General features: G+C 63.6%; 23 protein-coding genes. 16 read left to right on the top strand and 7 right to left on the bottom strand.

From position 1 onward, the window contains the following. Positions 1-145: 145 nt before the first annotated feature. From AC1D2N_RS11125 to AC1D2N_RS11100, 6 genes are all read left to right on the top strand, one after another. Positions 146-1,732 (top strand): aromatic amino acid lyase, encoded by a 1,587-nt coding sequence (locus AC1D2N_RS11125; RefSeq protein WP_018244478.1) that lies wholly within the window; start codon positions 146-148, stop codon positions 1,730-1,732. A 123-nt stretch (positions 1,733-1,855) separates the two neighbouring features. Continuing rightward, positions 1,856-3,235 (top strand): dihydroorotase, encoded by a 1,380-nt coding sequence (locus AC1D2N_RS11120; RefSeq protein WP_047617311.1) that lies wholly within the window; start codon positions 1,856-1,858, stop codon positions 3,233-3,235. After that, on the top strand, positions 3,232-4,512 hold the full coding sequence (locus AC1D2N_RS11115) for a Zn-dependent hydrolase (protein ID WP_130653493.1): 1,281 nt from the start codon (positions 3,232-3,234) through the stop codon (positions 4,510-4,512). Before AC1D2N_RS11120 ends, AC1D2N_RS11115 begins: the two co-directional genes overlap by 4 nt. Continuing rightward, positions 4,493-5,590, top strand: a complete 1,098-nt coding sequence (locus AC1D2N_RS11110; RefSeq protein ID WP_112905796.1) for a DUF917 domain-containing protein — start codon at positions 4,493-4,495, stop codon at positions 5,588-5,590. The genes AC1D2N_RS11115 and AC1D2N_RS11110 overlap by 20 nt, the downstream gene beginning before the upstream one ends. 3 nt (positions 5,591-5,593) lie before the next feature. After that, the gene (locus tag AC1D2N_RS11105) at positions 5,594-5,923 is read left to right on the top strand and encodes a TfoX/Sxy family protein (RefSeq protein WP_097624631.1); all 330 of its coding nucleotides are present in this window, start codon (positions 5,594-5,596) and stop codon (positions 5,921-5,923) included. Between the two features lie 33 nt (positions 5,924-5,956). Next, a complete protein-coding gene (locus AC1D2N_RS11100; protein ID WP_130653492.1) occupies positions 5,957-7,618 on the top strand; it encodes a urocanate hydratase in 1,662 nt (553 codons plus the stop codon). Between the two features lie 17 nt (positions 7,619-7,635). On the opposite strand, the gene AC1D2N_RS11095 is transcribed toward AC1D2N_RS11100, so the two are convergent. After that, positions 7,636-8,022, bottom strand: a complete 387-nt coding sequence (locus tag AC1D2N_RS11095) for a VOC family protein (protein WP_130653491.1) — start codon at positions 8,020-8,022, stop codon at positions 7,636-7,638. Beyond that, entirely contained in the window at positions 8,019-9,269 is a 1,251-nt protein-coding gene (locus tag AC1D2N_RS11090) for an MFS transporter (RefSeq protein ID WP_130653490.1), read from the bottom strand. The genes AC1D2N_RS11095 and AC1D2N_RS11090 overlap by 4 nt, the downstream gene beginning before the upstream one ends. Before the next feature lie 91 nt (positions 9,270-9,360). On the opposite strand from AC1D2N_RS11090, the gene AC1D2N_RS11085 reads away from it, so the two are divergent. Next, entirely contained in the window at positions 9,361-10,236 is an 876-nt protein-coding gene (locus AC1D2N_RS11085; RefSeq protein ID WP_130653489.1) for a LysR family transcriptional regulator, read from the top strand. A 100-nt stretch (positions 10,237-10,336) separates the two neighbouring features. Here AC1D2N_RS11085 and AC1D2N_RS11080 read toward each other — a convergent pair whose 3' ends face one another. Next, on the bottom strand, positions 10,337-11,242 hold the full coding sequence (locus AC1D2N_RS11080; protein ID WP_130653488.1) for a LysR family transcriptional regulator: 906 nt from the start codon (positions 11,240-11,242) through the stop codon (positions 10,337-10,339). Between the two features lie 125 nt (positions 11,243-11,367). On the opposite strand from AC1D2N_RS11080, the gene AC1D2N_RS11075 reads away from it, so the two are divergent. The 3 genes from AC1D2N_RS11075 (at position 11,368) to coaBC (ending at position 14,400) form a co-directional block, all read left to right on the top strand. Next, a complete protein-coding gene (locus AC1D2N_RS11075) occupies positions 11,368-12,132 on the top strand; it encodes an SDR family oxidoreductase (RefSeq protein ID WP_130653487.1) in 765 nt (254 codons plus the stop codon). A 135-nt stretch (positions 12,133-12,267) separates the two neighbouring features. Then, positions 12,268-13,017 carry an SDR family oxidoreductase gene (locus AC1D2N_RS11070; RefSeq protein ID WP_130653486.1) on the top strand — a complete coding sequence of 250 codons (750 nt, stop codon included), beginning with the start codon at positions 12,268-12,270 and terminating at the stop codon, positions 13,015-13,017. A gap of 177 nt (positions 13,018-13,194) precedes the next feature. Beyond that, entirely contained in the window at positions 13,195-14,400 is a 1,206-nt protein-coding gene (gene coaBC / locus AC1D2N_RS11065; RefSeq protein ID WP_130653485.1) for a bifunctional phosphopantothenoylcysteine decarboxylase/phosphopantothenate--cysteine ligase CoaBC, read from the top strand. Positions 14,401-14,411: 11 nt separating this feature from the next. Here the strand turns inward: coaBC and AC1D2N_RS11060 are convergent, their stop codons facing one another. Continuing rightward, positions 14,412-15,224 (bottom strand): class II glutamine amidotransferase, encoded by an 813-nt coding sequence (locus AC1D2N_RS11060; RefSeq protein WP_028731702.1) that lies wholly within the window; start codon positions 15,222-15,224, stop codon positions 14,412-14,414. Positions 15,225-15,751: 527 nt separating this feature from the next. Between AC1D2N_RS11060 and AC1D2N_RS11055 the strand changes: the two genes are divergently transcribed. The 4 genes from AC1D2N_RS11055 to AC1D2N_RS11040 all read left to right on the top strand — a co-directional run bounded on the left by AC1D2N_RS11055 (position 15,752) and on the right by AC1D2N_RS11040 (position 19,863). Then, a complete protein-coding gene (locus tag AC1D2N_RS11055) occupies positions 15,752-16,429 on the top strand; it encodes a FadR/GntR family transcriptional regulator (RefSeq protein ID WP_130653484.1) in 678 nt (225 codons plus the stop codon). Continuing rightward, positions 16,426-17,718 (top strand): CynX/NimT family MFS transporter, encoded by a 1,293-nt coding sequence (locus tag AC1D2N_RS11050; protein ID WP_130653483.1) that lies wholly within the window; start codon positions 16,426-16,428, stop codon positions 17,716-17,718. The genes AC1D2N_RS11055 and AC1D2N_RS11050 overlap by 4 nt, the downstream gene beginning before the upstream one ends. A 99-nt stretch (positions 17,719-17,817) precedes the next feature. Then, the gene (locus tag AC1D2N_RS11045) at positions 17,818-19,347 is read left to right on the top strand and encodes a S10 family peptidase (protein WP_130653482.1); all 1,530 of its coding nucleotides are present in this window, start codon (positions 17,818-17,820) and stop codon (positions 19,345-19,347) included. Between the two features lie 114 nt (positions 19,348-19,461). Next, a complete protein-coding gene (locus tag AC1D2N_RS11040) occupies positions 19,462-19,863 on the top strand; it encodes a GFA family protein (RefSeq protein WP_028731706.1) in 402 nt (133 codons plus the stop codon). 40 nt (positions 19,864-19,903) lie between these two features. Here the strand turns inward: AC1D2N_RS11040 and AC1D2N_RS11035 are convergent, their stop codons facing one another. Then, positions 19,904-20,485: an Lrp/AsnC family transcriptional regulator gene (locus AC1D2N_RS11035; protein ID WP_130653481.1), complete on the bottom strand. Its 582-nt coding sequence runs from the start codon at positions 20,483-20,485 to the stop codon at positions 19,904-19,906. Between the two features lie 24 nt (positions 20,486-20,509). On the opposite strand from AC1D2N_RS11035, the gene AC1D2N_RS11030 reads away from it, so the two are divergent. Beyond that, positions 20,510-20,896, top strand: coding sequence for a RidA family protein (locus AC1D2N_RS11030; protein ID WP_130653480.1), 387 nt, complete (start codon positions 20,510-20,512; stop codon positions 20,894-20,896). A 44-nt stretch (positions 20,897-20,940) separates the two neighbouring features. On the opposite strand, the gene AC1D2N_RS11025 is transcribed toward AC1D2N_RS11030, so the two are convergent. Continuing rightward, the gene (locus AC1D2N_RS11025; RefSeq protein WP_130653479.1) at positions 20,941-21,648 is read right to left on the bottom strand and encodes a glutathione S-transferase family protein; all 708 of its coding nucleotides are present in this window, start codon (positions 21,646-21,648) and stop codon (positions 20,941-20,943) included. A 114-nt stretch (positions 21,649-21,762) separates the two neighbouring features. Between AC1D2N_RS11025 and AC1D2N_RS11020 the strand changes: the two genes are divergently transcribed. Continuing rightward, the gene (locus tag AC1D2N_RS11020) at positions 21,763-22,680 is read left to right on the top strand and encodes a LysR substrate-binding domain-containing protein (RefSeq protein WP_065276925.1); all 918 of its coding nucleotides are present in this window, start codon (positions 21,763-21,765) and stop codon (positions 22,678-22,680) included. 76 nt (positions 22,681-22,756) lie between these two features. Here the strand turns inward: AC1D2N_RS11020 and AC1D2N_RS11015 are convergent, their stop codons facing one another. Then, positions 22,757-24,340 carry a peptide chain release factor 3 gene (locus AC1D2N_RS11015; protein WP_028731713.1) on the bottom strand — a complete coding sequence of 528 codons (1,584 nt, stop codon included), beginning with the start codon at positions 24,338-24,340 and terminating at the stop codon, positions 22,757-22,759. Between the last annotated feature and the right edge of the window lie 32 nt (positions 24,341-24,372).

Below are 24,372 nucleotides of genomic sequence, written 5' to 3'. Positions count from 1 at the left end.
TCGCTTAGTCTCACGTTCCGAGCATGATGCCGAAAAGTGTGAGCGGTTTTCGGGCGACATCATGCTCTGACTCTTTAGTTTAGAACAGGATTCAGATTTTAGGCCGATCCGGCCTAAAATCATCCTGTTCTGGGGAGATAGGCACATGAAGCACGAACGCCTTGGCATCGAACTTTCCGGACAACCGCTCGGTTTTGCCGAGATGGTGACGATTGGTGCGGGCAAGGCTAAGATTTCGGCTTCGGCGACAGGCATGGCCCGCATCGCGATCGCCCGCGAGGTCGTCGAGGATGCGATTGCCTCCGGCATGCCCGTCTACGGCTCGACGACAGGCGTCGGCGCCATGAAAGATGTGGAGTGGTCGGCCGACGAACTCGACACCTTCAATCTCGGCCTGGTGCGCGCCCATCATTTCGGCACCGGCACCCCCTTTTCCTGCAATATCGTCCGCAATGCCATGGCGATCCGTATCAATACGGCGCTGACCGGCCAGGTCGGCTGCACGCCGGAATTGATCCAGGCCTATATCAGGATGCTCGAGGCCGATCTCATCCCGGTCGTGCGCCGCACCGGCTCGATCGGCTGTGCGGATATCGGCCTGATGGGACAGATCGGAGCGGTGCTGACCGGCGTCGGCGAAGCGATCTATCGCGGCAACCGGATGCAGGCGGCCGAGGCTTTCCAGGCGGCCGGGCTGGAACCGATGCGGATGGCGCCGCGCGACAGCCTCGCCTCGCTCAGCATCAATGCGGTAAGCTTTGCCTCGGCGGCGGAAACGACGCGCAACGCCGCGGCCTCGATCCGCGTCCTGCTGGCAACGGCGATGATGGCGGCCGGTGCGCTCGGTGCTTCCCGCGATCCCTGGAAGGCGGTCCGGCATGTCGGAACTGCGCGCGAAGCGCTGATCGGCGCCTGGCTCTGCAATGCCTCCGACGAATGGAACTGGCCCGTCGCAACGCATGTGCAGGATCCGCTGAGCCTGCGCATGATCGCCCAGGTGTTCGGCGCGGTGATCGAAAACCTTTTATCGACCGGCCATAAGATCCTTGCCGCCACCGGGCGCTCGGACGACAATCCCGTCGTCGTCGAAGGCCGGGTGATGACGTCGGGCGGCTCTCTTCCGCTCGATGTGACGATCCTGCTCGAATCGGCCGCGCTCTGCATGGCGCATGCAGCGCGCAACGCCTTCAACCGCTGCGTCATTCTCGGCAACGGCCAGCGGCGCGACCTGCCGGTCAATCTCGTGCCGCCGGGGCGGATTGCCACCGGTTTCGGGCCGATCATCAAACTTGCCGGCGAGATTTTCTCGCGCGTGCTGTCAATGTCCAATCCTGTTTCTGCGCAGTCGCTGGTCGTCGCAGCCGGGTTGGAGGACGAGGCGGCCTTCCTGCCGCTCGTCATCGAGCGCTTCGACCGGCAGATGCGGGCGCTGAAGCGCCTCGCAGCCCTCGAGGCGCTGCTCTCGGCCCAGGCGATCGACATACTCGGCGATGAACCGAAGGGCGTCGCCGCCATGCTCTACGAGGTCGTGCGCAAACATGCGGATTTCTATACGGTCGACCGGCCGCTTTCGGCCGAAGTGGAGGCGATCGAGGAGGAACTTGGTTCGGACGATTTCGTCACGAAGCTGACTGAGCAGGTTCCGATCGCCTCCTTCGACGATTTCTTCGCCCTCGGCTCGCTGGAGCACATCGAGGAACGGCTAACCCATGACGAGCCGGCAGCAGTCTGATTTCCAGCTTGCTACATAATCCCTTAAATCGAGATCGACTTAAGGAATTATGCAGCAATTCAAAGTGTTACAGCGTCCTTTGCGCGGCTAGAAAGACGCGCAGCGCTGCAGGGAGGAAGCAAAATGGACTTCGATCTCGTTCTGCAGGGCACGGTGGTGCTGCCGGACCGCATTGTCGAAGAGGGCTATGTCGCCGTGCGCGACGGCAAGATCGCCGAGGTCGGCCTCGGCGTGCCGCCTGCGGGCCGCGAACGGCATCTGCTCGGAAAAGCGCTGATCCTGCCCGGCGCGATCGATGCGCAGGTACATTCGCTTTCCCAGAAGGACCAGGAGGATTTCATCTGGTCGACGCGCTCGGCGGCGGCAGGCGGCGTGACTACAATCGTCGACATGCCCTATGACGAAGGCAATCTCGTCTGTTCGGCAGCGGCGGTGAAGCGGAAAGTCGACCATGCCGGACCGCAGGCGCGCGTCGATTTCGCGCTTTACGGCACCGTCGATCCGGAAGAAGGCCCGGCGCGGATCCGCGAGATGGTGGAGGCAGGCGTTGCAGCCTTCAAATTCTCGACCTTCGGCACCGACCCCAAGCGCTTTCCGCGCATTCCGCCGGCACTGCTCGACGCCTGCTTCGCGGCGATCGCTCCGACGGGGCTGACAGCCGGCGTGCACAATGAGGACGACGAGGCGGTGCGCACCTATATGGAGCAGGTGAAGGCGAGCGGCATCACCGACTGGCGGGCGCACGGCCTGTCGCGACCGCCGATCACCGAGCTGCTGGCGATGCATACGATCTTTGAGACGGGTGCCGACACGGGCTGCCCGGCGCATGTGGTGCACTGCTCGCTCGGGCGCGGCTATGATATCGCGCGCGCCTATCGCCGCGACGGCTTTGCGGCGACGGTCGAATGCTGCATCCATTATCTGACGCTCGACGAGGAAAACGACGTGAAGCGCCTCGGTGGCAAGGCGAAGATCAATCCGCCGGTGCGGCCGCGCGCCGAGGTGGAGAGCCTCTGGCGGAAGGTGGCCGAGGGTGATGTCTGGCTGGTCTCGACCGATCACGTCAGCTGGTCGGAAAACCGCAAGACCAATCCCGACATGCTCGCCAACGCCTCCGGCGTTCCAGGCCTCGAGGTGATGGTGCCGCTTTTCGTCAAAGGTGCCATCGAACGCGGCATTCCGCTGACATGGGCAGCCAGGCTGATGGCGGAGAACCCGGCGAAGCATTTCCGGCTCGACCATATCAAGGGCGCGCTGACGCCGGGCAAGGATGCCGATATCGTCGTGCTGGAGCCGCGCGACAGCGTCTATGATGCCGCCGCGAGCGGCAACAACGTCGTCGGCTGGAGCCCCTATAACGGCATCCGCCTGCCCTGGACCATTTCCGCCACCTATCTGCGCGGCGAAAAGATTGCCGAGGGCGCCAAGGTGCTTGCTGCGCCCGGCACCGGGCGCTTCGTGCGGCCGCTGCCGCGCCAGGTCATTGCGGGAGCTGAAGCATGAGCCGCAATCTTCCCGTCAATGCCGACCGGATCGCTGGAGATATCGAGGCGCTGGCCGGGATGACCGAGCCGGGGCATCCCTGGACGCGGCGGGCGTTCTCGCCGCTCTTCCTCGAAGGCCGGGCCTATATCGACGCGCGGATGAAGTCGGCGGGACTGGAAACGCGGGTCGATGCCGCCGGCAATCTGATCGGCCGACGGACTGGCCGGAAACCATGGCTCGGCACGATCATGGTCGGTTCGCATTCCGACACGGTACCGGACGGCGGCCGCTTTGACGGCATTGCCGGGGTAATTGCGGCGCTGGAGGTGGCGCGCGCGCTGCGCGACCAAAATATCGAGCTCGATCACGATCTCGAAATCGTCGATTTCCTTGCCGAGGAGGTCAGCATCTTCGGCGTGTCCTGCATCGGCAGCCGCGGCATGACCGGCCAACTGCCGGCGGCCTGGCTTTCGCGCGTCAGCGACGGGCGCGACCTGGCTGAGGGCATCGCCGAGGTCGGCGGCAGACCTGATGTACTGATGCAGCAGAACAGGCCCGATATAGCCGGCTTTCTGGAACTCCATATCGAACAGGGCCCGGTGCTCGAAGCCGAAAAGGAGGATATCGGCATCGTCACCGCGATATCAGGCATCACCCGCATCGAGATCACCGTCGAAGGGCGGGCCGACCATGCCGGCACGACGCCGATGGACCGACGGGCGGATGCACTGGTGGCGGCGTCGCAGCTGGTGCTCGACATCCGCAACGCCGCCACCGAGCTTGCGAAAACGCCGGGCCATTTTGCAGCGACGGTCGGCGAATTCCGGATCGAGCCGAATGCCGCCAATGTCGTGCCGTCGAAAGTAGTGCTGCTGATCGATGGCCGTGCCGAAATCCGTGCCGACATGGAGGCATTCTGCCGCTGGCTCGACGGCCATGTCGAAAAGCTGGCGGGGGCCTACAGCGTGACGATCAAGACCCCGAACCGGGTTTCCGACAATCTGCCGACGCCTGCTGATGCCGGGCTGCTGTCGACCTTGGAGGCCGCTTGCGAACGTGTCGGCGCAAAACATCGGCGCATGGCCTCCGGCGCGGGGCACGACACGGCCTGGATCGCCAAGGTGGCACCGGCGGCGATGATCTTCGTGCCCTGCCGCGAAGGCCGCAGCCATTCGGCCGACGAGTGGGCTGAAAATGACGATATCGCGCTCGGTGCCGCCGTGCTTTTCGAGGCGGTGCGCGAGATGGACAAGGATTTGAATCAGGAGAGGACCGATGGGACGCATACTCGTTGAGAAGGACGTGGAAGCTGCCGTCAAGGGTGGCTCCGTCTATGCCGCCGGCGGCGGCGGCTGGGCCGATCACGGGCGGATGCTCGGTTATGCCGCCGTCAATGTCGGCAAGCCCGAGCTGGTCTCGATCGACGAGCTGAAGGACGAGGCGTGGATCGCCACCGCGGCTGCGATCGGCGCACCGGCCTCCACCACCCCCTGGGAAATGCAGGGCATCGATTATGTGAAGGCCGTGCAATTGCTGCAGGAGGCACTCGGCGAAAAGCTTTCCGGGCTGATCATCGGCCAGAACGGCAAATCCTCGACGCTGAACGGCTGGCTGCCGTCGGCAATCCTCGGCACCAAGGTGGTCGACGCGGTCGGGGATATCCGCGCACATCCCACAGGCGACATGGGCTCGATCGGCATGGCCGGTTCGCCCGAGCAGATGATTCAGACCGCTGTCGGCGGCAATCGGGCCGAAAACCGTTATATCGAGTTGGTGGTGAAGGGCGCGACGGCGAAGATCTCGCCGGTGCTGCGCGCTGCCGCCGATCAATCCGGCGGCTTCATCGCCAGTTGCCGCAATCCGCTCAGAGCCTCCTATGTCCGCAGCCATGCGGCGCTCGGCGGCATTTCGATGGCACTTTCGCTCGGTGAGGCGATCATCGCGGCGGAGAAGAAGGGCGGATCTGATGTCATCGACGCGATCTGCAAGACGACGGGCGGACATATCCTTGCCGAAGGAATCATTACCCGCAAGGAGGTCGTCTACACCAAGGAAGCCTTCGACATCGGCACGATCACCGTCGGCGCGGGCGAAAAGTCGGTGACGCTGCATGTGATGAACGAATATATGGCGGTGGACGATGCGGATGGCGGGCGGCTTGCCACCTTTCCCGCCGTCATCACCACGCTTTCACCAGAGGGCGAGCCGCTCAGCGTCGGCCAGCTCAAGGAGGGCATGCGGGTGTTCATCCTGCATGTGCCGATGGATATCATTCCGCTGTCGGCAAGCGTGCTCGATCCGACCGTCTATCCCGTCGTCGAAAAGGCGATGGGGATCGAGATCGCACGCTATGCACTGGCGACAAAGGCCTGAGCCATGGCGCGCGATCGGGGTCTCGAAGAACTGATGCGTGAGGAACTCGGCGATCGGCCGGGTCTTGCCGAAAAATCGATGTTCGGCGGCTGGGCCTTCATGCTGAACGGCAATCTTCTCTGCTGCGCACGCCATGACGGCATGCTGATCCGTCTCGGCAAGGGCAATGACGACTGGGCGCTGGCACTGCCAGGCGTGATCCAGATGCTGTCGGGCGAGCGTGTGATGCATGGCTGGGTGCGAGGCGGTGCCGAAGTTTACGGCGACGATACCCTGAGACGGCGTTTGCTCGATGCGGCACTCGCCTATGTGGAATCGCTGCCCAGGAAATAACGAACGAAGGCAGAGCAAAACGAGGAACCCACGATGCCGAAGGCCAATCCACGTCATCCGAAATTTCCGATTCCCGGCGGGCCGGAACTGCGGGCCAAAGGCTGGCGGCAGGAGGCGCTGCTGCGGCTGCTCGAAAACGTGCTCTCCGTCGGCGAGGATCCCGACAATCTGATCGTCTATGCCGCGCTCGGCAAGGCGGCCCGCAACTGGGCGGCGCATAGAGGCATCGTCAAGGCGCTGACCGAGATGGACGAGGACCAGACGCTGCTCATCCAGTCCGGCAAGCCGATCGGCCTCGTTCGAACGCATGCCAAGGCGCCGCTGGTCATCATGGCGAACTGCAATATCGTCGGGCAATGGGCAAAGGCCGAGGTATTCTACGAGCTGCAGCGCAAGGGGTTGATCTGCTGGGGCGGGCTGACGGCCGGCGCCTGGCAATATATCGGCAGCCAGGGCGTCATCCAGGGCACCTACGAGATCTTCATGCGCATTGCCGAGCGGCGCTTCGGCGGCGATCTCCTCGGCCGGTTCGTACTGACGGCCGGCCTCGGCGGCATGGGCGGGGCGCAACCTCTCGCCGGCCGCATGGCAGGGGCTGCAATCCTCTGCATCGACATCGATCCGGAGCGCGCCCGCAAGCGCCAGCAGATCGGCTATCTCCAGGAAATCGCTCCCGATCTCGATACCGCCCTTCAGATGATCGATGCAGCGGTGAAGGACAAGCGGGCGCTGTCCGTAGGCCTCGTCGGTAATGCGGCGGAGGTCTATCCCGAGATCGCCCGCCGCGGCATCGTGCCCGACATCGTCACCGACCAGACCTCGGCGCATGACCTCGTCTACGGTTACGTGCCGAAGGGCATGAGCCTCGATCAGGTCAAGGGCCTGCGCGACGATGGCCAGGGGCAGTTGATGACGGCAAGCCGGGCCTCGATCGTCGAGCATGTGACGGCGATGCTGGAATTCCAGAAGCGTGGCTCGGAAGTCTTCGACAACGGCAACCTGATCCGCACGCAGGCCCGCGAGGGCGGCGTTGCCAATGCCTTCGACATTCCGATCTTCACCGAAGCCTATCTCAGGCCGCTCTTTGCCCGGGCGATCGGCCCGTTCCGCTGGATGGCTCTGTCAGGCGAGGAGAGCGATATCGCCCGGATCGACGACCTGCTGCTCGAGATGTTCCCCGACAACAAGATCATCACCAACTGGATCCGGCTGGCGCGCGAGCATGTGCCCTTCGAGGGGCTGCCGGCGCGCATCGCCTGGCTCGGCCACGGCGAACGCACCGCACTCGCAAGGCGCGTCAACACGCTGGTTGCGAGTGGCGAACTCAAAGGCCCGGTCGCCTTCTCCCGCGACCATCTCGACGCCGGCGCCATGGCGCATCCGAATATCATGACCGAGGGGATGAAGGACGGCTCCGACGCGATCGCTGACTGGCCGCTGATCGATGCGATGATGCTCTGCTCGTCGATGGCCGATCTGGTCGTCATCCATTCCGGCGGCGGCGGCTATGCCGGCTACATGACGAGCTGCGGCGTCACCGTCGTCGCCGACGGCACGGATGCCGCCGACGAACGGCTCGACCATGCGCTGACCAATGATACGGCGCTCGGCGTCATGCGTTACGCCGATGCCGGTTACGAGGAGGCGCTCGATGAGGTGGCGAAGAAGGACGTGCCCTATATCCGGCTCGGTTGATGTGCGGGAGGTCGACGTCAGGCAATCAGATTGGAGACCTCGAGGAGGTTGCCGTCGGGGTCCCTGAAATAGACCGAACTCAAACGCCCGGTCGCGCCGGTGCGCTCGACCGGACCCTCTTCGATCGCAACGCCTAAGGCCTCTAGATGGGCGATGACATCGGCAAGCTGAGTCTCGGCGATGAAGCAGAGGTCGCCGGAGCCGGGTGTGGGTTGCCTTGCCTTGGGATCGAATTCGTGGCCGGCATGATGCAGATTGATCTTCTGCCCGCCGAATTTCAGTGCTTTTCGGCCTTCAGCAAAGGTTTCGACCGACATGCCGAGGATGCGGGAATAGAAGTCGCAGCTGATGGCGATATCGTCGACGGTCAGCACGAGATGGTCGAGGCGGTCTATGCGGATCATGCTTTTCTCCTCGCGAGGTGCTGGGCAAGACAGGCGGAGACAAAGGCCAGCGCCAGCATGGCAAGCGTGAAGATAACGACGGCGGCCCAGCCTTCAACCGCGAAGAACCAGCCGCCCGCCGAACCCATGAGGCTGGAGCCGACATAATAGGCGAGCATATAGAGCGACGAGGCGTGCCCTTTGGTGCCATGTGCCAGCTTGCCGACAAGGCCGCTGGCGATCGAATGGCTCATGAAGAAGCCGGTCGTGAGCACGATGATACCGAGGATAATCGCCGGGAGCGAGGCAAAGAGCGTCAGCGCGCTGCCGGCGGCGGTGAGTGCCAGACCGAAGAGAAGCACAGAAAAGTGCCCGATCCGGTCTCCCAGCAGACCGCCGATCGAGGAGGCGCCGATTCCGAAGAGGTAGACGGTGAAGATCAGGCCGAGTTCGGTCTGGTTGAGGCCGTAGGGCGGCGCCACCAGGCGGAAGCCGGCATAATTGTAGATCGTCACGAAGGAGCCCATCGCCAGGAAGGCGATGGTGAAGATGAAGGGCAGCGCCGGATTGCTGAGGTGGCCGAGCCAGGCCTTTGCATGAAAGCGTGGGTCGAAGCCCGGCCGGCGGACGAAATTGCGTGACGGTGGCAAGAGGGCGATGAAGCCGATCGCGGCGGCAAGGCCGATGGTGCCGATGATGAAGAGCGCCGGACGCCAGGTGAGATATTCGGCGAAGATGCCGGTGAGCACGCGGCCGGACATGCCGCCGAAGGCCGTGCCGCCGACATAGAGGCCCATGGTGGCGCCAAGGCCGCGCGGATCGATTTCCTCGGCGAGATAGGCCATGGCAACGGCCGGCACACCACCGAGAACAAGGCCCTGAAGCGCGCGGATGACGAGCAGCAGATGCCAGTTCGGGGCAAAGGCGGTGGCAATGGTCAGCAATGCCGCCCCGACCAGCGATATCGACATCAGGCTGCGGCGGCCGAGACCTTCCGAGACGGCGGCGGCGCAGACGATGGCGACCGCCAGGAAACCGGTGGAGAGCGAAAGGGACAGCGAGCTTTCGGCCGGGCTGACAGCGAATTCCTGCGAGAAGATCGGCAGCAGCGGCTGGACGCAATAGAGCAGCGAGAAGGTGGAGAAGCCGGAAAGGAAGAGTGCCAGGCTGGCGCGGCGATAGGCGCCGGCGCCACGGGTCAGGTAGTGCTTCTGCCCTGGGGTCGCAGCTGTCTCGGAGGTCTTCACTGCATGCACTGACGTCGGCATATCCTCATCCTTCCAGCCTCCGATCTAGTCAAAGCGCCTCCATTTGTCCAATATATGAGACCGTCGATTCCGATAGGTTTTGGAGATAGTGATGGAGCTGCGGCATCTCAGGTATTTTCTGGCGGTGGCCGAAGAAGGCAATTTCACGCGTGCCGCCGGCAAGCTCGGCATCGGGCAGCCGCCGCTCAGCCAGCAGATCCGCGACCTGGAGAGGGAAGTGGGTGCGGCGCTGTTTCACCGTGTGCCGCACGGCGCCGAATTGACGGCAGCGGGCGCGGCCTTCCTTGGCGAGGCAAAGGCGTCGCTGGTGGCAGCTGAGAAGGCGAAGCTTGCGGCGCAAAGCGCCAATCGCGGCGAGACCGGCCGTCTGTCGCTCGGCTTCACCGCATCCTCCGCCTTCAACCCGGTGGTCAGCACGACGATCCGCCGGTTTCGCGCGCGCTGGCCGGAGGTGCAGCTGTCGCTGACGGAAATGAATACGCTGGCGCTGATGCAGAAGCTGGAACGCGGCGAGCTCGACGCCACCTTCATGCGCCCCGGCCTGGACGATCCCGCCGGCATCCGGCTGCGGCGGCTGCCGGACGAGCCGATGGTGATTGCCCTGCCCGCCAGCCATCCTCTGGCAAGACATCGTAGCCTGCCGCTTGCAATGCTGGCGGACGAACCCTTCATCCTCTTTCCCCGGCTCGTGGGCTTGAGCCTCTACGACGATGTCGTGCTCGCCTGCCGCAAGGCGGGATTCGAGCTGACCGTGGCGCAGGAGGCGCCGCAGATTTCCTCGGTCGTCAATCTGGTGGCGGCCGATCTCGGCGTCTCGATCGTGCCGGCCTCGATTTCGCAGATCAAGCTCGAAGGTGTGGCCTACCGGCCGATCGAGGGGCCGCCGGCCGTGGCGTGCCTGGCACTGGCAATGTTGAAAACACATCGCTCGCCGGTCACCGAGAACCTGATGAGCCTGCTGAGCTAAAGCGCGTCGCGATCTTTCAGATTCGCTCTTCGCGCTTTAGGTCCTTGTTTTTGCGCATGTTGTTGTCGCAAAACCGCTGCACAGTTTTGCGCGACATGCTCTAACCCGCCGGATCCCAATAGGGCGGATCGCCGAAGCTCTTCTTCAGGTGATCGGCGATGGCGCGGAGCTTGGCGGAGGGGTTTCGGCCCTCGGGATGGGCCATATAGATGAATTCGGCCTCCGGCCTGTGGCCGACATCGATTTCGGCAAGCCGGCCTTCGCGGATGGCCGGGCCGGCGATGAAGGCGGGCAGCAGCGCAATGCCGAGGCCGGCAATCGCCGCGTCGCGGAGCATGTCGCCATTGTTGATGCCGAGCGCCAGTTTCGCACGGACGACGATCGCACCCTCCGGCGTCTGGAAGCGCCAGTCGGCAACGCCGCGATTGGTGTAGAAGATGCCGCGATGGCCGTTGAGATCAGCCAGCGAGGACGGAATTCCCTGGCGGGCGAGATAATCCGGTGAGGCACAGAGAAGACGGCGGCTTCGCGTGAGCTTCCAGGCGACCAGCCGGCTATCGGCGATCGGACCATTGCGGATAATGGCATCATAGCCGTCCGAAGCGGCATCTACCCGCCGGTCATCGATATCGAGGGTCAGTTCGATCTCGGGATGTTTGGCGAGAAAGGGATAGAGCGCCGGGCCGAGATGCATGCGGCCGAAGGTGACGGGAGCGGCGATGCGGATCGGGCCTGACAGCGTTCCGCGCCGCTCCGCCATATCGGCCGCGGCCTCCTCGATCTCGCGCACGATGCGCGCGGCGCGCTCCAGGAAGACCGTGCCATCCTCGGTCAAAGTGAGCTTGCGGGTCGTTCGGTGCAGCAGGATGCCGCCGAGCGATTTCTCCAGCTCGGCCAACCTTTCGCTAACGACGGATTTGGACAGCCGAAGACGCCGGGCCGCCTCGCTGACCGAGCCTGCCTCGACCACGGCGACAAAAGCCGCAATGCCTTCTATCCTGATCATCGTTCGGCTTTTCCGAATTCGAATTCCCCGATCTGGAGACTAATCCGAACGAAAGGAAAATGCCATCTTCCATTCAACGGAAGGGACGGCAAGGGCCGCCTCGCCTCAGCACAGGAGATGGAACCATGAACCGCTTGAACAACAAGGTCGCGATCGTCACCGGCGCAAGCTCCGGCATCGGCCGGGCCACGGCAAAGCTCTTCGCCGCCGAAGGCGCCAAGGTCGTCGTCGGCGCCCGCCGTCAAGGCGAACTCGACAGCCTCGTGGCGGAGATCAAGGCGGAGGGCGGCGATGCCATCGCCATTGCCGGCGACGTGCGCTCGGAAGATTATCACAAGGCGCTGGTCGCCGCCGCCGTGAGAAATTACGGCAAGCTCGATATCGCCTTCAACAATGCCGGCACGCTCGGCGAAGCCGGTGCGAGCACCGCCGTTTCCGAAGCGGGTTTCAGCGAGGCGCTGGCGATCAATCTGACGGCCTCCTTCCTCGCCGCCAAGCACCAGATCGGGGCGATGGTGGAAAATGGCGGCGGCTCGGTGATCTTCACCTCAACCTTCGTCGGCTACAGCTTCGCCTTCCCGGGGGTTGCCGCCTATGCCGCCAGCAAATCCGGCCTGATCGGCCTGACACAGGCGCTTGCCGCCGAATTCGGTCAGCAGGCTGTGCGCGTCAATGCCATCCTGCCGGGTGCGGTCGATACCGACATGTATCGGGACATGAACGATACGCCTGAGAAGCAGGCCTTCGTCACCAATCTGCATGCGCTGAAGCGTGTCGCAAATCCCGAAGAGCTCGCTCGCTCGGTCCTCTACCTCGCCTCCGACGATGCGAGCTTCGTCACCGGCACGGCATCGCTGGTCGACGGCGGCGCTTCGATCACCCGCACCTGAGGCGGCGCGGCGCGGTTATCCGCTGCGGGTTGATGATCCTTCAACGCGCCGGCTTATCGCGCCGCCTTTTTCAGAGCATTCTCGCATTGAACAAGAACGGGCCGCGCTCCAACATTCGATCAAAGGAACTTCATTATGTCACGCCTGCAGAACAAGACAGCCCTCATCACCGGCGGCACCAGCGGCATCGGCCTCGAGACCGCCCGCCAGTTCATCGCTGAGGGCGCCCGCGTCGTCGTTACCGGCAGCAGCGCGGCAAGCGTTGAGGCGGCCCGCGCCGAATTCGGCGGCAAAGCCACCGTCATCCAGGCCGATGCCGGCAATGCGGTCGGCCAGAAGGCCGTCGCCGATAGCGTGAGAGAGATTTTCGGCACGCTCGACATCCTCTTCGTCAACGCCGGGGTCGCCGAATTCGGGCCGCTGGAACAGTGGAGCGAAGCCGCCTTCGACAAGTCGGTTGATATCAACGTCAAGGGCCCGTTCTTCCTGATTCAGGCGCTGCTGCCGATTTTTTCGAAGCAGGCCGCGATCGTGCTCAACACTTCGATCAACGCCCATATCGGCATGCCGAATTCCAGCGTCTATTCGCTGACGAAGGGCGCGCTGCTGACGCTTGCCAAGACATTGTCGGGCGAGCTCATCGGCCGCGGCATCCGCGTCAACGCCGTCAGCCCCGGTCCGATCTCCACGCCGCTCTACAGCAAGCTCGGCGCTTCACAAGCCCAATCCGAAGCGATGACTGCGCAGATCCAGGCCCAGATTCCCGTCGGCCGTTTCGGAACCCCCGGCGAAGTCGCCAAGACGATCGTTTTCCTCGCCTCCGATGAGGCGGCCTATATCGTCGGCAGCGAACTCATCATCGACGGCGGGATGAGCAACCTCTGACCCACGAGTGCGGCGGAGACTGGCTGCCGCCGCGGCTTGCCCGCCTCGGCATGGCGATCGCGATCGTCATGCGGCGGCTTCCGGAGTAGCTCCGATGCCTGTCGCCCTCGCGATTGCATGTTCTCCGCCAAAGGCTTAGGGTCGATGGCGGTCAGAAAAGGCAACGGGTAGAAGGCCATGGGTCTCAGCGGCAAACGCATCCTCCTCATCATCTCCGGCGGCATCGCGGCCTATAAGAGCCTGGATCTGATCCGCCGGCTCCGCGAGCGCGGCGCGAGCGTGCGCCCTGTGATGACCAAAGGCGCCCAGGAATTCGTCACGCCGCTTGCCGTCGGTGCATTGGCGGCGGACCATGTCTACCTCGATCTGTTTTCGCGACAGGACGAACAGGATATCGGTCATATCCGGCTGGCGCGCGACTGCGACCTCGTGCTGATCGCCCCTGCGACCGCCGATCTGATGGCGAAGATGGCGAATGGGCTTGCCGACGATCTCGCCTCGACAGTGCTTCTGGCGACCAATAGGCCGGTGCTTGCCGCACCGGCGATGAACCCCGCCATGTGGGCGCATCCGGCAACGCGGCGGAATGCCGCGATGCTCAGAGCCGACGGCATCCGCTTCGTCGGGCCGATGGCCGGCGAGATGGCGGAAAGCCGGGAGGCAGGGCTCGGCCGGATGGCGGAACCGCTGGAGATCGTCGCTGCTGCCGAAACCATGCTCGACGACGGAGAAAAGCCGCTCAAGGGACGCAAGGCAATCGTCACGTCAGGACCGACGCATGAGCCGATCGATCCGGTGCGCTATATCGCCAACCGCTCTTCCGGCCGGCAGGGGCATGCGATCGCCGCAGCCCTTGCAAAGCTCGGAGCGGAGGTAACGCTGGTATCGGGGCCGGTGACAATCGCCGACCCCGTCGGCGTGACAGTCGTGCATGTCGAGCGGGCTGAAGAAATGCGTGATGCCGTGCTTGCGGCGCTGCCGGCCGACATCGCCGTGATGGTCGCAGCGGTGGCGGACTGGCGCGTCGCCTCGGCGGCCGACCAGAAGCTGAAGAAACATCCCGGCGAATCCATCCCGACGCTGGCGCTGACCGAGAACCCGGACATCCTGAAAACCGTCGGCCATCATACGATGCGGCCGAAGCTGGTGATCGGCTTTGCCGCCGAGACGCAGGACGTGGAAAGCAATGCGAAGGCGAAACTCGAGAGGAAAGGCGCCGATATGATCGTCGCCAATGATGTCTCTCCAGCGACCGGCATCATGGGCGGCGGACGCAACCGCGTCAAACTCGTTCGCCGCGACGGCGTCGAGCAATGGCCTGACTTGGCGAAGGAAGAGGTCGCCGAACGACTCGCGGCACTGATCGCCAAGCAGCTCAGCTAATCGCGAGCGGCTCAGGCAGGAATAGCCACGCGCGGCGGCTTGGAGGCACTCCGCTTCTCCGGCCGGAAGTCGGCGACGTCGATGCCGTCTTTACCGACGGTGACGGCGCTGCCATCCGGAATTTCCGCCCAGGCATCGCCATCGTCGTTCAGCGGCTCGGACACGAGGCAATAGCCCGCACCCACAGGCGAGGCATAGAGCGTCGGCGCCTTGCGATCGGTCGCATAGCGAACAGCATAGAGCGTGTTGCCATCGGAGAAGGCAGCGGTAAAGCGCAGCAGGATCGAGCCGATGACGCTGTCGGCCAGGTCCTCGACGACACCGATCATGTGAGCCATCGCAGCGATCGGCGCCTCGCGCAGACCGAATTGCAGTGCCAGCAGGAACATCAGTTCGGAATCGGTCGTGCCGCCGCGGGCATTGAACAGCTCGTCGTCGAGCATCGCCTCCATCGGCCGGCGCAGGCGCTCGAAACCGGAGATCTGGCCATTGTGCATGAAAGACCAGGTGCCATGGGTGAAGGGGTGGCAGTTGTCGCGGCGCGTGCCGCCGCCTGTGGCAGCGCGGACATGGGCGAGGAAGAGCGGCGAACGGATTTGCCGTGCCAGGCTCTTCAGATTGCAATCCGACCAGGCCGGCAGGATATCGCGGTAGCGGCCGGGCTCGGGCCTGTCGCCATACCAGGCGATACCGAAGCCATCACCATTCGTCGCCGTCTTGGCGCGGGTGGCGCAATGGGACTGCTCGATCAGCGAGTGCGCAGGCGAGGATACCAGTTCCTCAAGATAGAGAGGGTCTCCGCGATAGGCTGCCCAGCGACACATGGCTTTCTTGCTCCGGAACCCGCCGCCGCATCGGCGGGAATGCTCTAAATTGTCTGATGTCACGGCTAATAACAGCTTAACGCGTTGCCGGTTTGCAAGGGCAACATGACGGTTTCGTGACGTCTGGAACCTTCACATTCGGCGAAAAGCCGTGTTCTTTTGTGAACACCCGCGCTTCTCTCAAAGCAGCGCATGCGTGCATTTCTGCTTGCATCTCAGAAGAATCAGCCTAACTTTAAGCCATCAGCAACAGAACGAAAGGAAGGTGATCCAATGTCTAATGAGATTTCGGACCTCGTAACGGGCATGGAAGAGGTGACGAAGGCGAGGCAGCCCTCGCTCTAATCCCCGCCTTCCTAGGGCTGCATAGACAGTCCAGGCCAGTTTGAGGCCAAACTCATGGAAAGGGTCGCTGAGGCGGCCCTTTTTTATTGTCTTGATGTCTTTATCGTCTTGATGTCAGGCGTTGACGAAAGGTCGAAATCTCACTACTCATAAAGTCATCAGATGACTTTATGAGTAGTGAGATGCGAGCGCTTAGCAAGACCAATCTCGCGGATGAGGCGATCGAGGCGATCCGCGGCGACATTCTCGGCAAACGCTGGGCGGTTGGCGAGAAATTGCCGAATGAAGCCTCGCTGTCGGCCATGCTTTCCGTCAGCCGCGGCACCGTGCGCGAGGCGGTGCGCGTTCTCGTCTCCCAGGGTTATCTCGAAACAAGGCAGGGTTCGGGAACCTATGTCCGCTCGACGACCGATGCCGGCCGGCCGTTGACGATGGCCCGGCGCGCCAGCCTGCGTGACCAGGTCGAGGCGCGCTTGGCGCTCGACGTCGAGGCAGCCCGGCTGACGGCGATCCGCAAGACGCCGAAGACGGTTGCCGGGCTTCGCAGGCTACTTGCCGAACGTGGCAATTACGACGGCGGCAACCAGGCCGCCTTCATCGAACGCGACCTCGCCTTCCACAAGGCTGTTATCGCCGCTTCCGGCAACCGGGCCATGATCGAGATCTACGATTTCTTTTCGGCCTCGATTGCCGATACCATCGCGGCGACGCTCGGCAAGGATATTCCCGAACCGGACATGCAGGCGCATGCCGATATCGTCGACGCCATCGAAACCGGCGATCCCGACAAGGCGGATGCGGCGGTGCGCCGTTTCATGGCGCCCGTTCTTGCCGCCCTCGACCGGATGATCCTGTCATGAACACGCCGTCCAGCCATGCCGCCAGCGCGCTCGACCCCGCCGACGAATTGCTGATCGACGCCGAGGCCGGCAGCCTTCCGCCGCCGCAGGCAACGCCAGTGCGGGGAGCTGCCGGGCGTTTCCTGCTCGGCGCGAGCCTGGTGCTGATCGCCTTCAACCTGCGCCCGGTCTTCTCGAGCGCCTCGGCGCTTCTGCCGGAGATCCGCTCGGAGCTCGGTGTCAGCGCGCTGGGCGCCAGCCTACTGACGACGCTACCGGTCGTCTGCCTTGGTGCCTTCTCGCCGCTTGCGCCTCGTCTTGCCCAGCGCCTCGGGACGGAGCGCACGCTGCTCGGCGTTCTACTGCTTCTCGCACTCGGCACGGGTTTGCGCGGACTTTCCTCCGTGCCACTGCTCTTCATCGGCACCGCCCTTGCGGGCGCCTGTATTGCTGTCGGCAACGTGCTGCTGCCGGGGCTGGTGAAGCGCGATTTCGCCGGGCGCGCCGCACTGATGACCGGCTTCTACACGATGGCGCTTTGCGCCGGTGCGGCAAGTGCCGCCGGGCTGACACTGCCGATCGAGCATGGATTGGGCGGCTCTCTTGCGGGCGCGCTCGCCATCTGGGCGCTGCCCGCCCTGATCGTCAGCCTGCTCTGGCTGCCCGAGGTTCTTCGCAGTGGCAGACAGGCAAGACGAAATGGCTTCCACGTCAAAGGCCTCTGGCGCGACCGGCTCGCCTGGCAAGTCACGCTGTTCATGGGGCTGCAATCGGCACTTGCCTATTGCGTCTTTGGCTGGCTGGTTCCGATCTTACGCGAACGCGGGCTCGACGGCGTCACATCAGGGGCGATCGTTTCCCTGTCGGTGATGGTGCAGGCGGCATCCTGCCTGATCGTTCCGCATATCGCCGTGCGCGGCCGCGACCAGCGGCTGATCAATGCGAGCCTCTGCGGCGTCGCCGTCATCGCCCTGCTCGGCCTGCTCTTCGCGCCACTTTCTACGGTCTGGCTATGGGCGGTGCTGCAGGGCATCGGCCAGGGTGGGCTGATCGCGGCGGCCATGACGACGATCGTGCTGCGCTCACGCGATCCCGATGTCGCCGCCCATCTTTCCGGCATGGCGCAATGCGTCGGTTACCTGCTTGCCGCCATCGGCCCGCTCATCGTCGGCCTCATCCGCGGCTGGACCGGCAGCTTTTCCTGGTGCGCTGCCCTCTTCGTCGCGCTCGGGCTCGGCGCGGCGATCAACGGCTGGAAGGCCGGCCGTGCGGTGGAGATCAATGTCCATGCCGTTGAGAAGGCCGGCTGAGCTCTTTGCTCACTGGCCCATCACCATCTCTTGATGTCGGTCGTCGGCCGCGGATGTTACGCTATCTCAGCCTCTCATTCCCACGCCGGAGGAGACATCTTGCGCATACGAACCCTGTTTCTGTTCACCGCGCTCGCAGCAATGCTGGCCCCCGCCCTTTCCCATGCGCAGGAAAGCGATCCACCGAGGGCGAATGTCCAGAGCGGCGCGCGCGACGGCGTATTGAAGCTGCTGCCGGCCGATTCCGTCACAGAGCACGCGCTGACGATCGGCGGCCGGAAGATTGCCTATACTGCCACCGCCGGCACGCTGGATCTCTTCGGCCAGGACGGCGTACAGACCGGCGCGGTCTTCTACACCGCCTATGTCGCAAGGGATGGCGGGCCGAACCGGCCTCTGACCTTTGCCTTCAACGGCGGGCCGGGTGCTGCTTCCGCCTTCCTGCATCTCGGGCTGGTCGGGCCGAAGGTGCTCGATTTCGGGCCGGCCGGACGTGACGGCGCCAATGCGAAACTCGTCGACAATCCGCAAAGCTGGCTCGATTTCACCGATCTCGTGCTGATCGACCCGATCGGCACCGGCTGGAGCCGGACGGCAAAGGCCGACGACGCCTCCAATTATTATAACGTCAGTGCCGATGCCCAGAGCATCGCCAAGGCGATTGCGCTCTATGTCGCGCACAACAACCGTTCCAACTCGCCGAAATATCTTCTCGGCGAGAGTTATGGCGGCTTCCGCGTGGCCAAGGTCGCCTCGGTGCTGCAGGAAAGCCAGGGCATCATCGTCGCCGGCGCGGTGATGCTTTCCCCCCTGCTCGAGGGCCAGCTGATGTTCAATGCCGATCAGTTTGCGCTCGGCGCGGCGCTGGAGCTGCCGTCACTGGCGGCGGCCGAACTCGACCGGCACAAGGCCTTTGACGAAGAGAAGCAGAAGGAGGCCGAGACCTTCGCGCTCGGCGACTATCTGACGACGCTGGCCGGACCACCGCCGATGGGTGCCGATGCCGCCGCCTTCTATGGCAGGATCGCGCGCCTGACGGGCATTCCAGAGGATATCGTCACCCGCAACCGCGGCTTCCTCGGCAGTTCCTTCGTCAAACATTCAGATGGGGGCGGCGAGGTGATGAGCGCCTACGACGCCTCCTTTGCAGCACCCGATCCCTATCCGGAATCGGATTACGACCGCGGCGACGACGCCATCCTTGACGGCTTCACCCGCGCCTATGGCGGCGCCTTTGCCGATTACGCCCGCAACGAGCTCGGCTTCAAGACGGAGATGACCTATTCGCTGCTCGACGGCGATATCAGCCGGCGCTGGGAATGGGGCGGCGGGCGCGGCGGCGGATCGCGCTTCCAGGCCAGCGCCACCGACGACATCCGGCAGCTGCTCGCCTCGAACTCGGCATTCCACCTGCTGATCGCGCATGGCTACAGCGATCTGGTGACGCCTTACAGCGTCAGCCGCTACGTCGTCGACCATCTGCCGCCCTCGCTCGCCGGCGGCCGCGTCGGGCTAAAGCTTTATCGCGGCGGCCATATGTTCTATACGAAAGCCGATCAGCGGGCCGCCTTCACGGCGGATGCGAAGGCCTTCTACGCCGCCCACCCGGCCGCTCAGCCCGCTGAGTAAAGCGTGGCGCGATCTTTCAGATTCGCCTGCCACGCTTTGGTTCTTTGTTTTCCGCATGTTGTGATCGCAAAACCGCTCTAAGCTTTTGCGCGACATGCTTTTGGGGGCTTGCCGATGCATATCACCGGAGGATGCCATTGCGGCGCGATCCGCTATCAGGCGGAGATCGATGCGGAGCGGATCTCGATCTGCCATTGCACCGATTGCCAGCGATTGACGGGCTCCGCCTATCGCATCACCGCACCGGCGCGGCCGGCAAGTTTCACGCTCCTATCAGGCGAGCCGAGAGGCTACGCAAAATATGGCGACAGCGGCGGTCTCAGCCGGCAATTCTTCTGCCCGAATTGCGGATCGCCGCTCTACCGCACGGACGGCGAAGGCGGCGCGATCGGCGTCCGCGTCGGCAGCATCGACCAGCGGCGGGAACTGACGCCCAGGAAACAGATATGGTGCCGCTCGGCTTTGCCCGGGGTGGAGAATATCGAGCCGCTGCCACGTTTCGAGGGTGAGGACTAGCGAGACAGCGACGCTTAGACCGGGAACCGGGAGCGCTCGTCTATTCCGGCAGATGCATATCAGGCCAACTGTCGGTGACGCCGGCCTGTACCGGACGCTCCAGATAGGTGGAAAGCGCGATATAGCTGCGGGTGCCGGTGACGCCGGGAACGGCATGGATCTGCGAGAGAAAAGCCTCCAAGGCCTGCGGGCTTTCGGTACGGACCTTGAAGAGAACGCTGGCGTCGCCGGCGACCGAATGCATCTCCTCGACCTCGGGAAAACGCAGGACCTGCATCAACCGCTCGCTCTTGCCCCAGCCGGCCGCCTCCACATGCACGAAGGCAAGCAACGGCTTGCCGAGCGCTGCGCCGTCCAGCGCGGCATGCACGCCCTTGATGGTGCCGGATTGTCTCAGGCGGCGCACACGCTCATGCACGGCCGGCGCCGACAGGCCGACCGTTTCGCCAAGCCTGGCATAGCTCTGGCTGCTGTCGGCGGCGAGCGCGGCTAATATTTTTCGGTCGAAGGCATCGATGACCGGTTGCTGTGGGCGTCTTTTCCGAAGATCCTCTGTATTTTTCGCCATTCCGCAAAACCCTCTTTCTGCCGAAGAATAATCGTCGATACTGCCATTATTCAATAGAATATTCGGAGGAGAGATTTCATGGAGATGATCATGCGCAATCCGGCAAGCGGGGTCTATCCGGCCAGCCCTGATTACATCCATGCGCTGGAGATCAGGCATCCATCCCGGTTGCTCTTCGTCAGCGGCACGATGGGTCTCGATCAAGAGGGAATGGCGGCGGCCGATCTGGAAGCACAGCTGGAGCTCATCTGGTCCAATCTGCGCGCCATCCTCGCCTCCGCTGATATGACCGTGGACAATATCGTGCGGCTGACGAGCTATCTCAGCAACGGCGCCTTTATGGAGGCGAACCAGGATGCCCGCCTTCGGGCCCTTGGCGGCCGCGCCGTGCCGACCACGGCGATCATCGTCGAAACGCTGCGCGACGACTGGCTGGTCGAGATCGAGATCATCGCTGCCGGCTAAGGCACATTGGCCGTCGCACCGCAGGGGTGCGACGGCGGCGGCGATCAGGCCGCCTGTTTCAACAGGCCGAGCGTTTCGGCGAGATCGACTTCGCCGCGGAAACCGCCACTGCTTTTCGCCTCCTGCCGATGCTCGATCGCGTGGGCAAAACGCACGGCCGGCTCCTGCTGCATGCGCTCATAGAGGCGATGCAGGCCGGGAAACTGCCGGCGGTCGACGACCTTGTGGAAATCGTTCCAGCGGGCGATCCCGACGAAATAAGCGTCAGCCAGGCTCGGCCCATTGCCGAGAAGCCATTCGCGGCCATCGAGCAGACGCTCCAGCGTCTGATGCGCCTTTTCGACCGCGGCGCTGCCATAGGCTGTAAGGGCCTGCTTCTGCTGCGGCTCCAGCGGGTGTTCGAACGCATACCAGAGCGGGCCGAAGGCCTTGAAGAAACTGGTGTTGAGAAAGGCGAGCATCTGGTTCAGCCGATCGAAATCCTCCGACCCCTGCGCAAAACCCAGACCGCCGCCGATCGCCCGAGCGCCGATATGATGGAGGATCGCCAAGCTTTCGCTGATCGTCCTGCCATCCTCGAGCAGCAGCGACGGCGTTTCGCCGACTTTGTTGATCCTGATGTAGTCTTCGCTGGAAACCATTTCCGGCATCTCGACTCGGCAGAGCCGATAAGGCAGGCCGGACCATTCCAGCGCGACGATCGAGCCGAAGGAGCAGCCCTCCGGCACGCCGTAAAACAATATGGGTGACATCAATCGTTCCTTTCAGAATTGACCCCGTTTGGACACGATGAATGTGAAGATGTGGACGATCCTGCGGTAGAGGCTATAAATGCGTCGCAATGTCCACATATCTGGAAGATAGCAATGACGCTCTTCAACCTCAACGACCTCCATCTTTTCGTGCAGGCCGTCGACAGCGGCAGTTTTACCGCCGCCGCCAGGCATCTCGGCATTCCGAAATCGACTGTGAGCAAACGCGTTGCGGAGCTGGAGGCACGGCTTGGCGTCAGGCTGATCCAGCGCACGTCGCGAAGCTTCGCGCTGACCGAGCTCGGCCGGGAATTCTTTCAGCACGCCCAGGCCTCGATCATCGAGGCGGAGATGGCCGAAGGCATCGTGCGGCGGCATCTGGCTGAACCCGCAGGCAGCGTTCGCCTCACCGCCTCGGTGCCGACGGCACAGTTTACCTTGACGGAGCATCTGCCGGCGCTGGCAGCGCGATATCCGAAGCTCAGGCTCTCCGTGCACGTGACGGACCGCTTCGTCGATATCGTGCAGGAAGGTTTCGACATCGCGCTGCGCAGCCATCGCGGGCCGCTGCCGGATTCCGCACTGGTACAGCGGAAGCTCGCCAGCCACCCTTTCTTCATCCTCGCCTCGCCGGATTATATCAGCACCCATGGGCAGCCGCGCCTGCCGGAGGAACTGGCGCAGCATGCGACGATCATGACCAGCCTGACGGAAAACCAATGGCGGCTCCACTCCGATGGCGGCGATGAGGCTCTCGTCACGCTGCATTCCGTCATGGCGGCGGATGAACCCTATGTCTTGATGGAAATGGCCGTGTCGGGGCTTGGCATTACCTGCCTGCCGACATCCGTCTGCCGCAAGGCGCTGGCAGACGGGCGGCTGGTGCGGGTGCTTCCGGAATGGACGGCGGGCAGCATCGAGACGACGATCCTGATGCCGCATCGGCGTGGCCAACTGCCGGCAGTGCGCGCCGTCGTCGATTTCCTGGCCGAACGGCTGGCGGCCCCGCATAACTCCTTAAGTCGGAATTGATTTAAGGAATTATGCGGTAGTTCAAAGTGCTACAGCGTCCTTTGCGCGTCTGAAAAGACGCGCGGCGCTGTAGAGATCACGCCGCCTTTGCGGCGTGATATTCCTTGATGGCGACCATCTTGATCGCCGGATGGCGCTCGGACTCGTAACGCAGCGAGAAACCGTCCTGGGCGAGGAAGACCGGGTCGCCGTCGAGGTCGCGGGCGATATCGCCGCGCTTGACGGTGAGGAATTTCTCGAGATCGGCCGGCTGCTCGGCCGAGATCCAGCGGCAGACGGAGAAACGCGACATTTCGAAGGAGACCGGCAAGCCGTATTCGGCCATCAGCCGCTCCTTCAAGACGTCGAGCTGCAGGGCGCCGACGACGCCGACGATCGCCGGCGAGCCGTCTTCCGGCGAGAACAGCTGGACGACGCCTTCTTCGGCCATCTGCTGCAGGGCTTCCTTCAGCTTCTTCGCCTTCATCGCGTCTTCCAGGCGCACGCGGCGCAGGATCTCCGGCGAGAAGTTCGGCACGCCCTGGAAGACCAGCGATTCACCTTCGGTCAGCGTATCGCCGATCCGGAGGGTCCCGTGGTTGGGAATGCCGACGACGTCGCCGGCATAGGCGGTGTCGGCGAGCTGGCGCTGCGAGGCGAAGAAGAATTGCGGCGCGGTCAGGCCCAGCTGCTTGCCGGTGCGGGCGAGCCTTGCCTTCATACCGCGCTCGAGCTTGCCGGAGCAGATGCGGGCAAAGGCGATGCGGTCGCGGTGGTTGGGGTCCATGTTGGCCTGGATCTTGAAGACGAAGGCCGTCATCTTGTCGTCGGTCGCATGCACGGTCCTGGTATCGGCGACCTGGTCACGCGGCGGCGGCGCGAAATCGCCGAGCGCGTTGATGAGATCGCGAACGCCGTAATTGCGCAGCGCCGAGCCGAAAAAGACAGGCGTCATATGGCCTTCCAGGAAGGATTCGCGGTCGAAGGGACGGCAGGCCTCGATCGCCAGTTCGGTCTCCTCGACAAAAGCCTTACGCTCGTTTTCGGGCAGCCTACCGGCGACGCTTTGCGGACCGTTGACCGGCGTTCCCTCGATTTCGGTATCCGAACCGCGCACCGTGTTGGCGGCGATATTGTAGGAGCCGCAAAAGGTCTTGGAGCGGCCGATCGGCCAGGTGATCGGCGCGGTATCCAGCGCCAGCTTCTCTTCCACTTCATCGAGGATCTCGAAGGGATCGCGGCTTTCGCGGTCCATCTTGTTGATAAAGGTGATGATCGGAATATCGCGCATGCGGCAGACTTCGAAGAGCTTCAGCGTGCGCGGCTCGATGCCCTTGGCGGCATCGATGACCATGACCGCGGCATCGACGGCCGTCAGCGTGCGATAGGTGTCGTCGGCGAAATCCTCGTGACCCGGCGTGTCGAGGATATTGAAGACATTATCGTTATATTCGAAGGTCATCACCGAGGTGACGACGGAGATGCCGCGTTCGCGCTCGATCTTCATCCAGTCGGAGCGCGTCTGCATGCGATCCTTCTTTGCCTTGACTTCGCCGGCAAGCTGAATGGCGCCGCCGAACAGCAGCAGCTTTTCGGTGAGCGTCGTCTTACCCGCGTCCGGGTGGGCGATAATAGCGAATGTGCGGCGGCGGGAGACCGCCTCGGCGAGACTTTCGGCCATACTTGTGAATCCTGTGGAATTGCCGCGTATCT

This window comes from Rhizobium sp. P1_B8, assembly GCF_056406515.1.
The sequence above is the reverse complement of the archived record's forward strand: the minus strand, read 5'-3'. Positions and strand labels throughout refer to the sequence as shown.

Coding starts and splice junctions, on each gene's coding strand:
- AC1D2N_RS11125 (WP_018244478.1), top strand. CDS start 146: ATGAAGCACGAACGCCTTGGCATCGAACTTTCCGGACAACCGCTCGGT.
- AC1D2N_RS11120 (WP_047617311.1), top strand. CDS start 1,856: ATGGACTTCGATCTCGTTCTGCAGGGCACGGTGGTGCTGCCGGACCGC.
- AC1D2N_RS11115 (WP_130653493.1), top strand. CDS start 3,232: ATGAGCCGCAATCTTCCCGTCAATGCCGACCGGATCGCTGGAGATATC.
- AC1D2N_RS11110 (WP_112905796.1), top strand. CDS start 4,493: ATGGGACGCATACTCGTTGAGAAGGACGTGGAAGCTGCCGTCAAGGGT.
- AC1D2N_RS11105 (WP_097624631.1), top strand. CDS start 5,594: ATGGCGCGCGATCGGGGTCTCGAAGAACTGATGCGTGAGGAACTCGGC.
- AC1D2N_RS11100 (WP_130653492.1), top strand. CDS start 5,957: ATGCCGAAGGCCAATCCACGTCATCCGAAATTTCCGATTCCCGGCGGG.
- AC1D2N_RS11095 (WP_130653491.1), bottom strand. CDS start 8,022: ATGATCCGCATAGACCGCCTCGACCATCTCGTGCTGACCGTCGACGAT.
- AC1D2N_RS11090 (WP_130653490.1), bottom strand. CDS start 9,269: ATGCCGACGTCAGTGCATGCAGTGAAGACCTCCGAGACAGCTGCGACC.
- AC1D2N_RS11085 (WP_130653489.1), top strand. CDS start 9,361: ATGGAGCTGCGGCATCTCAGGTATTTTCTGGCGGTGGCCGAAGAAGGC.
- AC1D2N_RS11080 (WP_130653488.1), bottom strand. CDS start 11,242: ATGATCAGGATAGAAGGCATTGCGGCTTTTGTCGCCGTGGTCGAGGCA.
- AC1D2N_RS11075 (WP_130653487.1), top strand. CDS start 11,368: ATGAACCGCTTGAACAACAAGGTCGCGATCGTCACCGGCGCAAGCTCC.
- AC1D2N_RS11070 (WP_130653486.1), top strand. CDS start 12,268: ATGTCACGCCTGCAGAACAAGACAGCCCTCATCACCGGCGGCACCAGC.
- coaBC (WP_130653485.1), top strand. CDS start 13,195: ATGGGTCTCAGCGGCAAACGCATCCTCCTCATCATCTCCGGCGGCATC.
- AC1D2N_RS11060 (WP_028731702.1), bottom strand. CDS start 15,224: ATGTGTCGCTGGGCAGCCTATCGCGGAGACCCTCTCTATCTTGAGGAA.
- AC1D2N_RS11055 (WP_130653484.1), top strand. CDS start 15,752: ATGCGAGCGCTTAGCAAGACCAATCTCGCGGATGAGGCGATCGAGGCG.
- AC1D2N_RS11050 (WP_130653483.1), top strand. CDS start 16,426: ATGAACACGCCGTCCAGCCATGCCGCCAGCGCGCTCGACCCCGCCGAC.
- AC1D2N_RS11040 (WP_028731706.1), top strand. CDS start 19,462: ATGCATATCACCGGAGGATGCCATTGCGGCGCGATCCGCTATCAGGCG.
- AC1D2N_RS11030 (WP_130653480.1), top strand. CDS start 20,510: ATGGAGATGATCATGCGCAATCCGGCAAGCGGGGTCTATCCGGCCAGC.
- AC1D2N_RS11025 (WP_130653479.1), bottom strand. CDS start 21,648: ATGTCACCCATATTGTTTTACGGCGTGCCGGAGGGCTGCTCCTTCGGC.
- AC1D2N_RS11020 (WP_065276925.1), top strand. CDS start 21,763: ATGACGCTCTTCAACCTCAACGACCTCCATCTTTTCGTGCAGGCCGTC.
- AC1D2N_RS11015 (WP_028731713.1), bottom strand. CDS start 24,340: ATGGCCGAAAGTCTCGCCGAGGCGGTCTCCCGCCGCCGCACATTCGCT.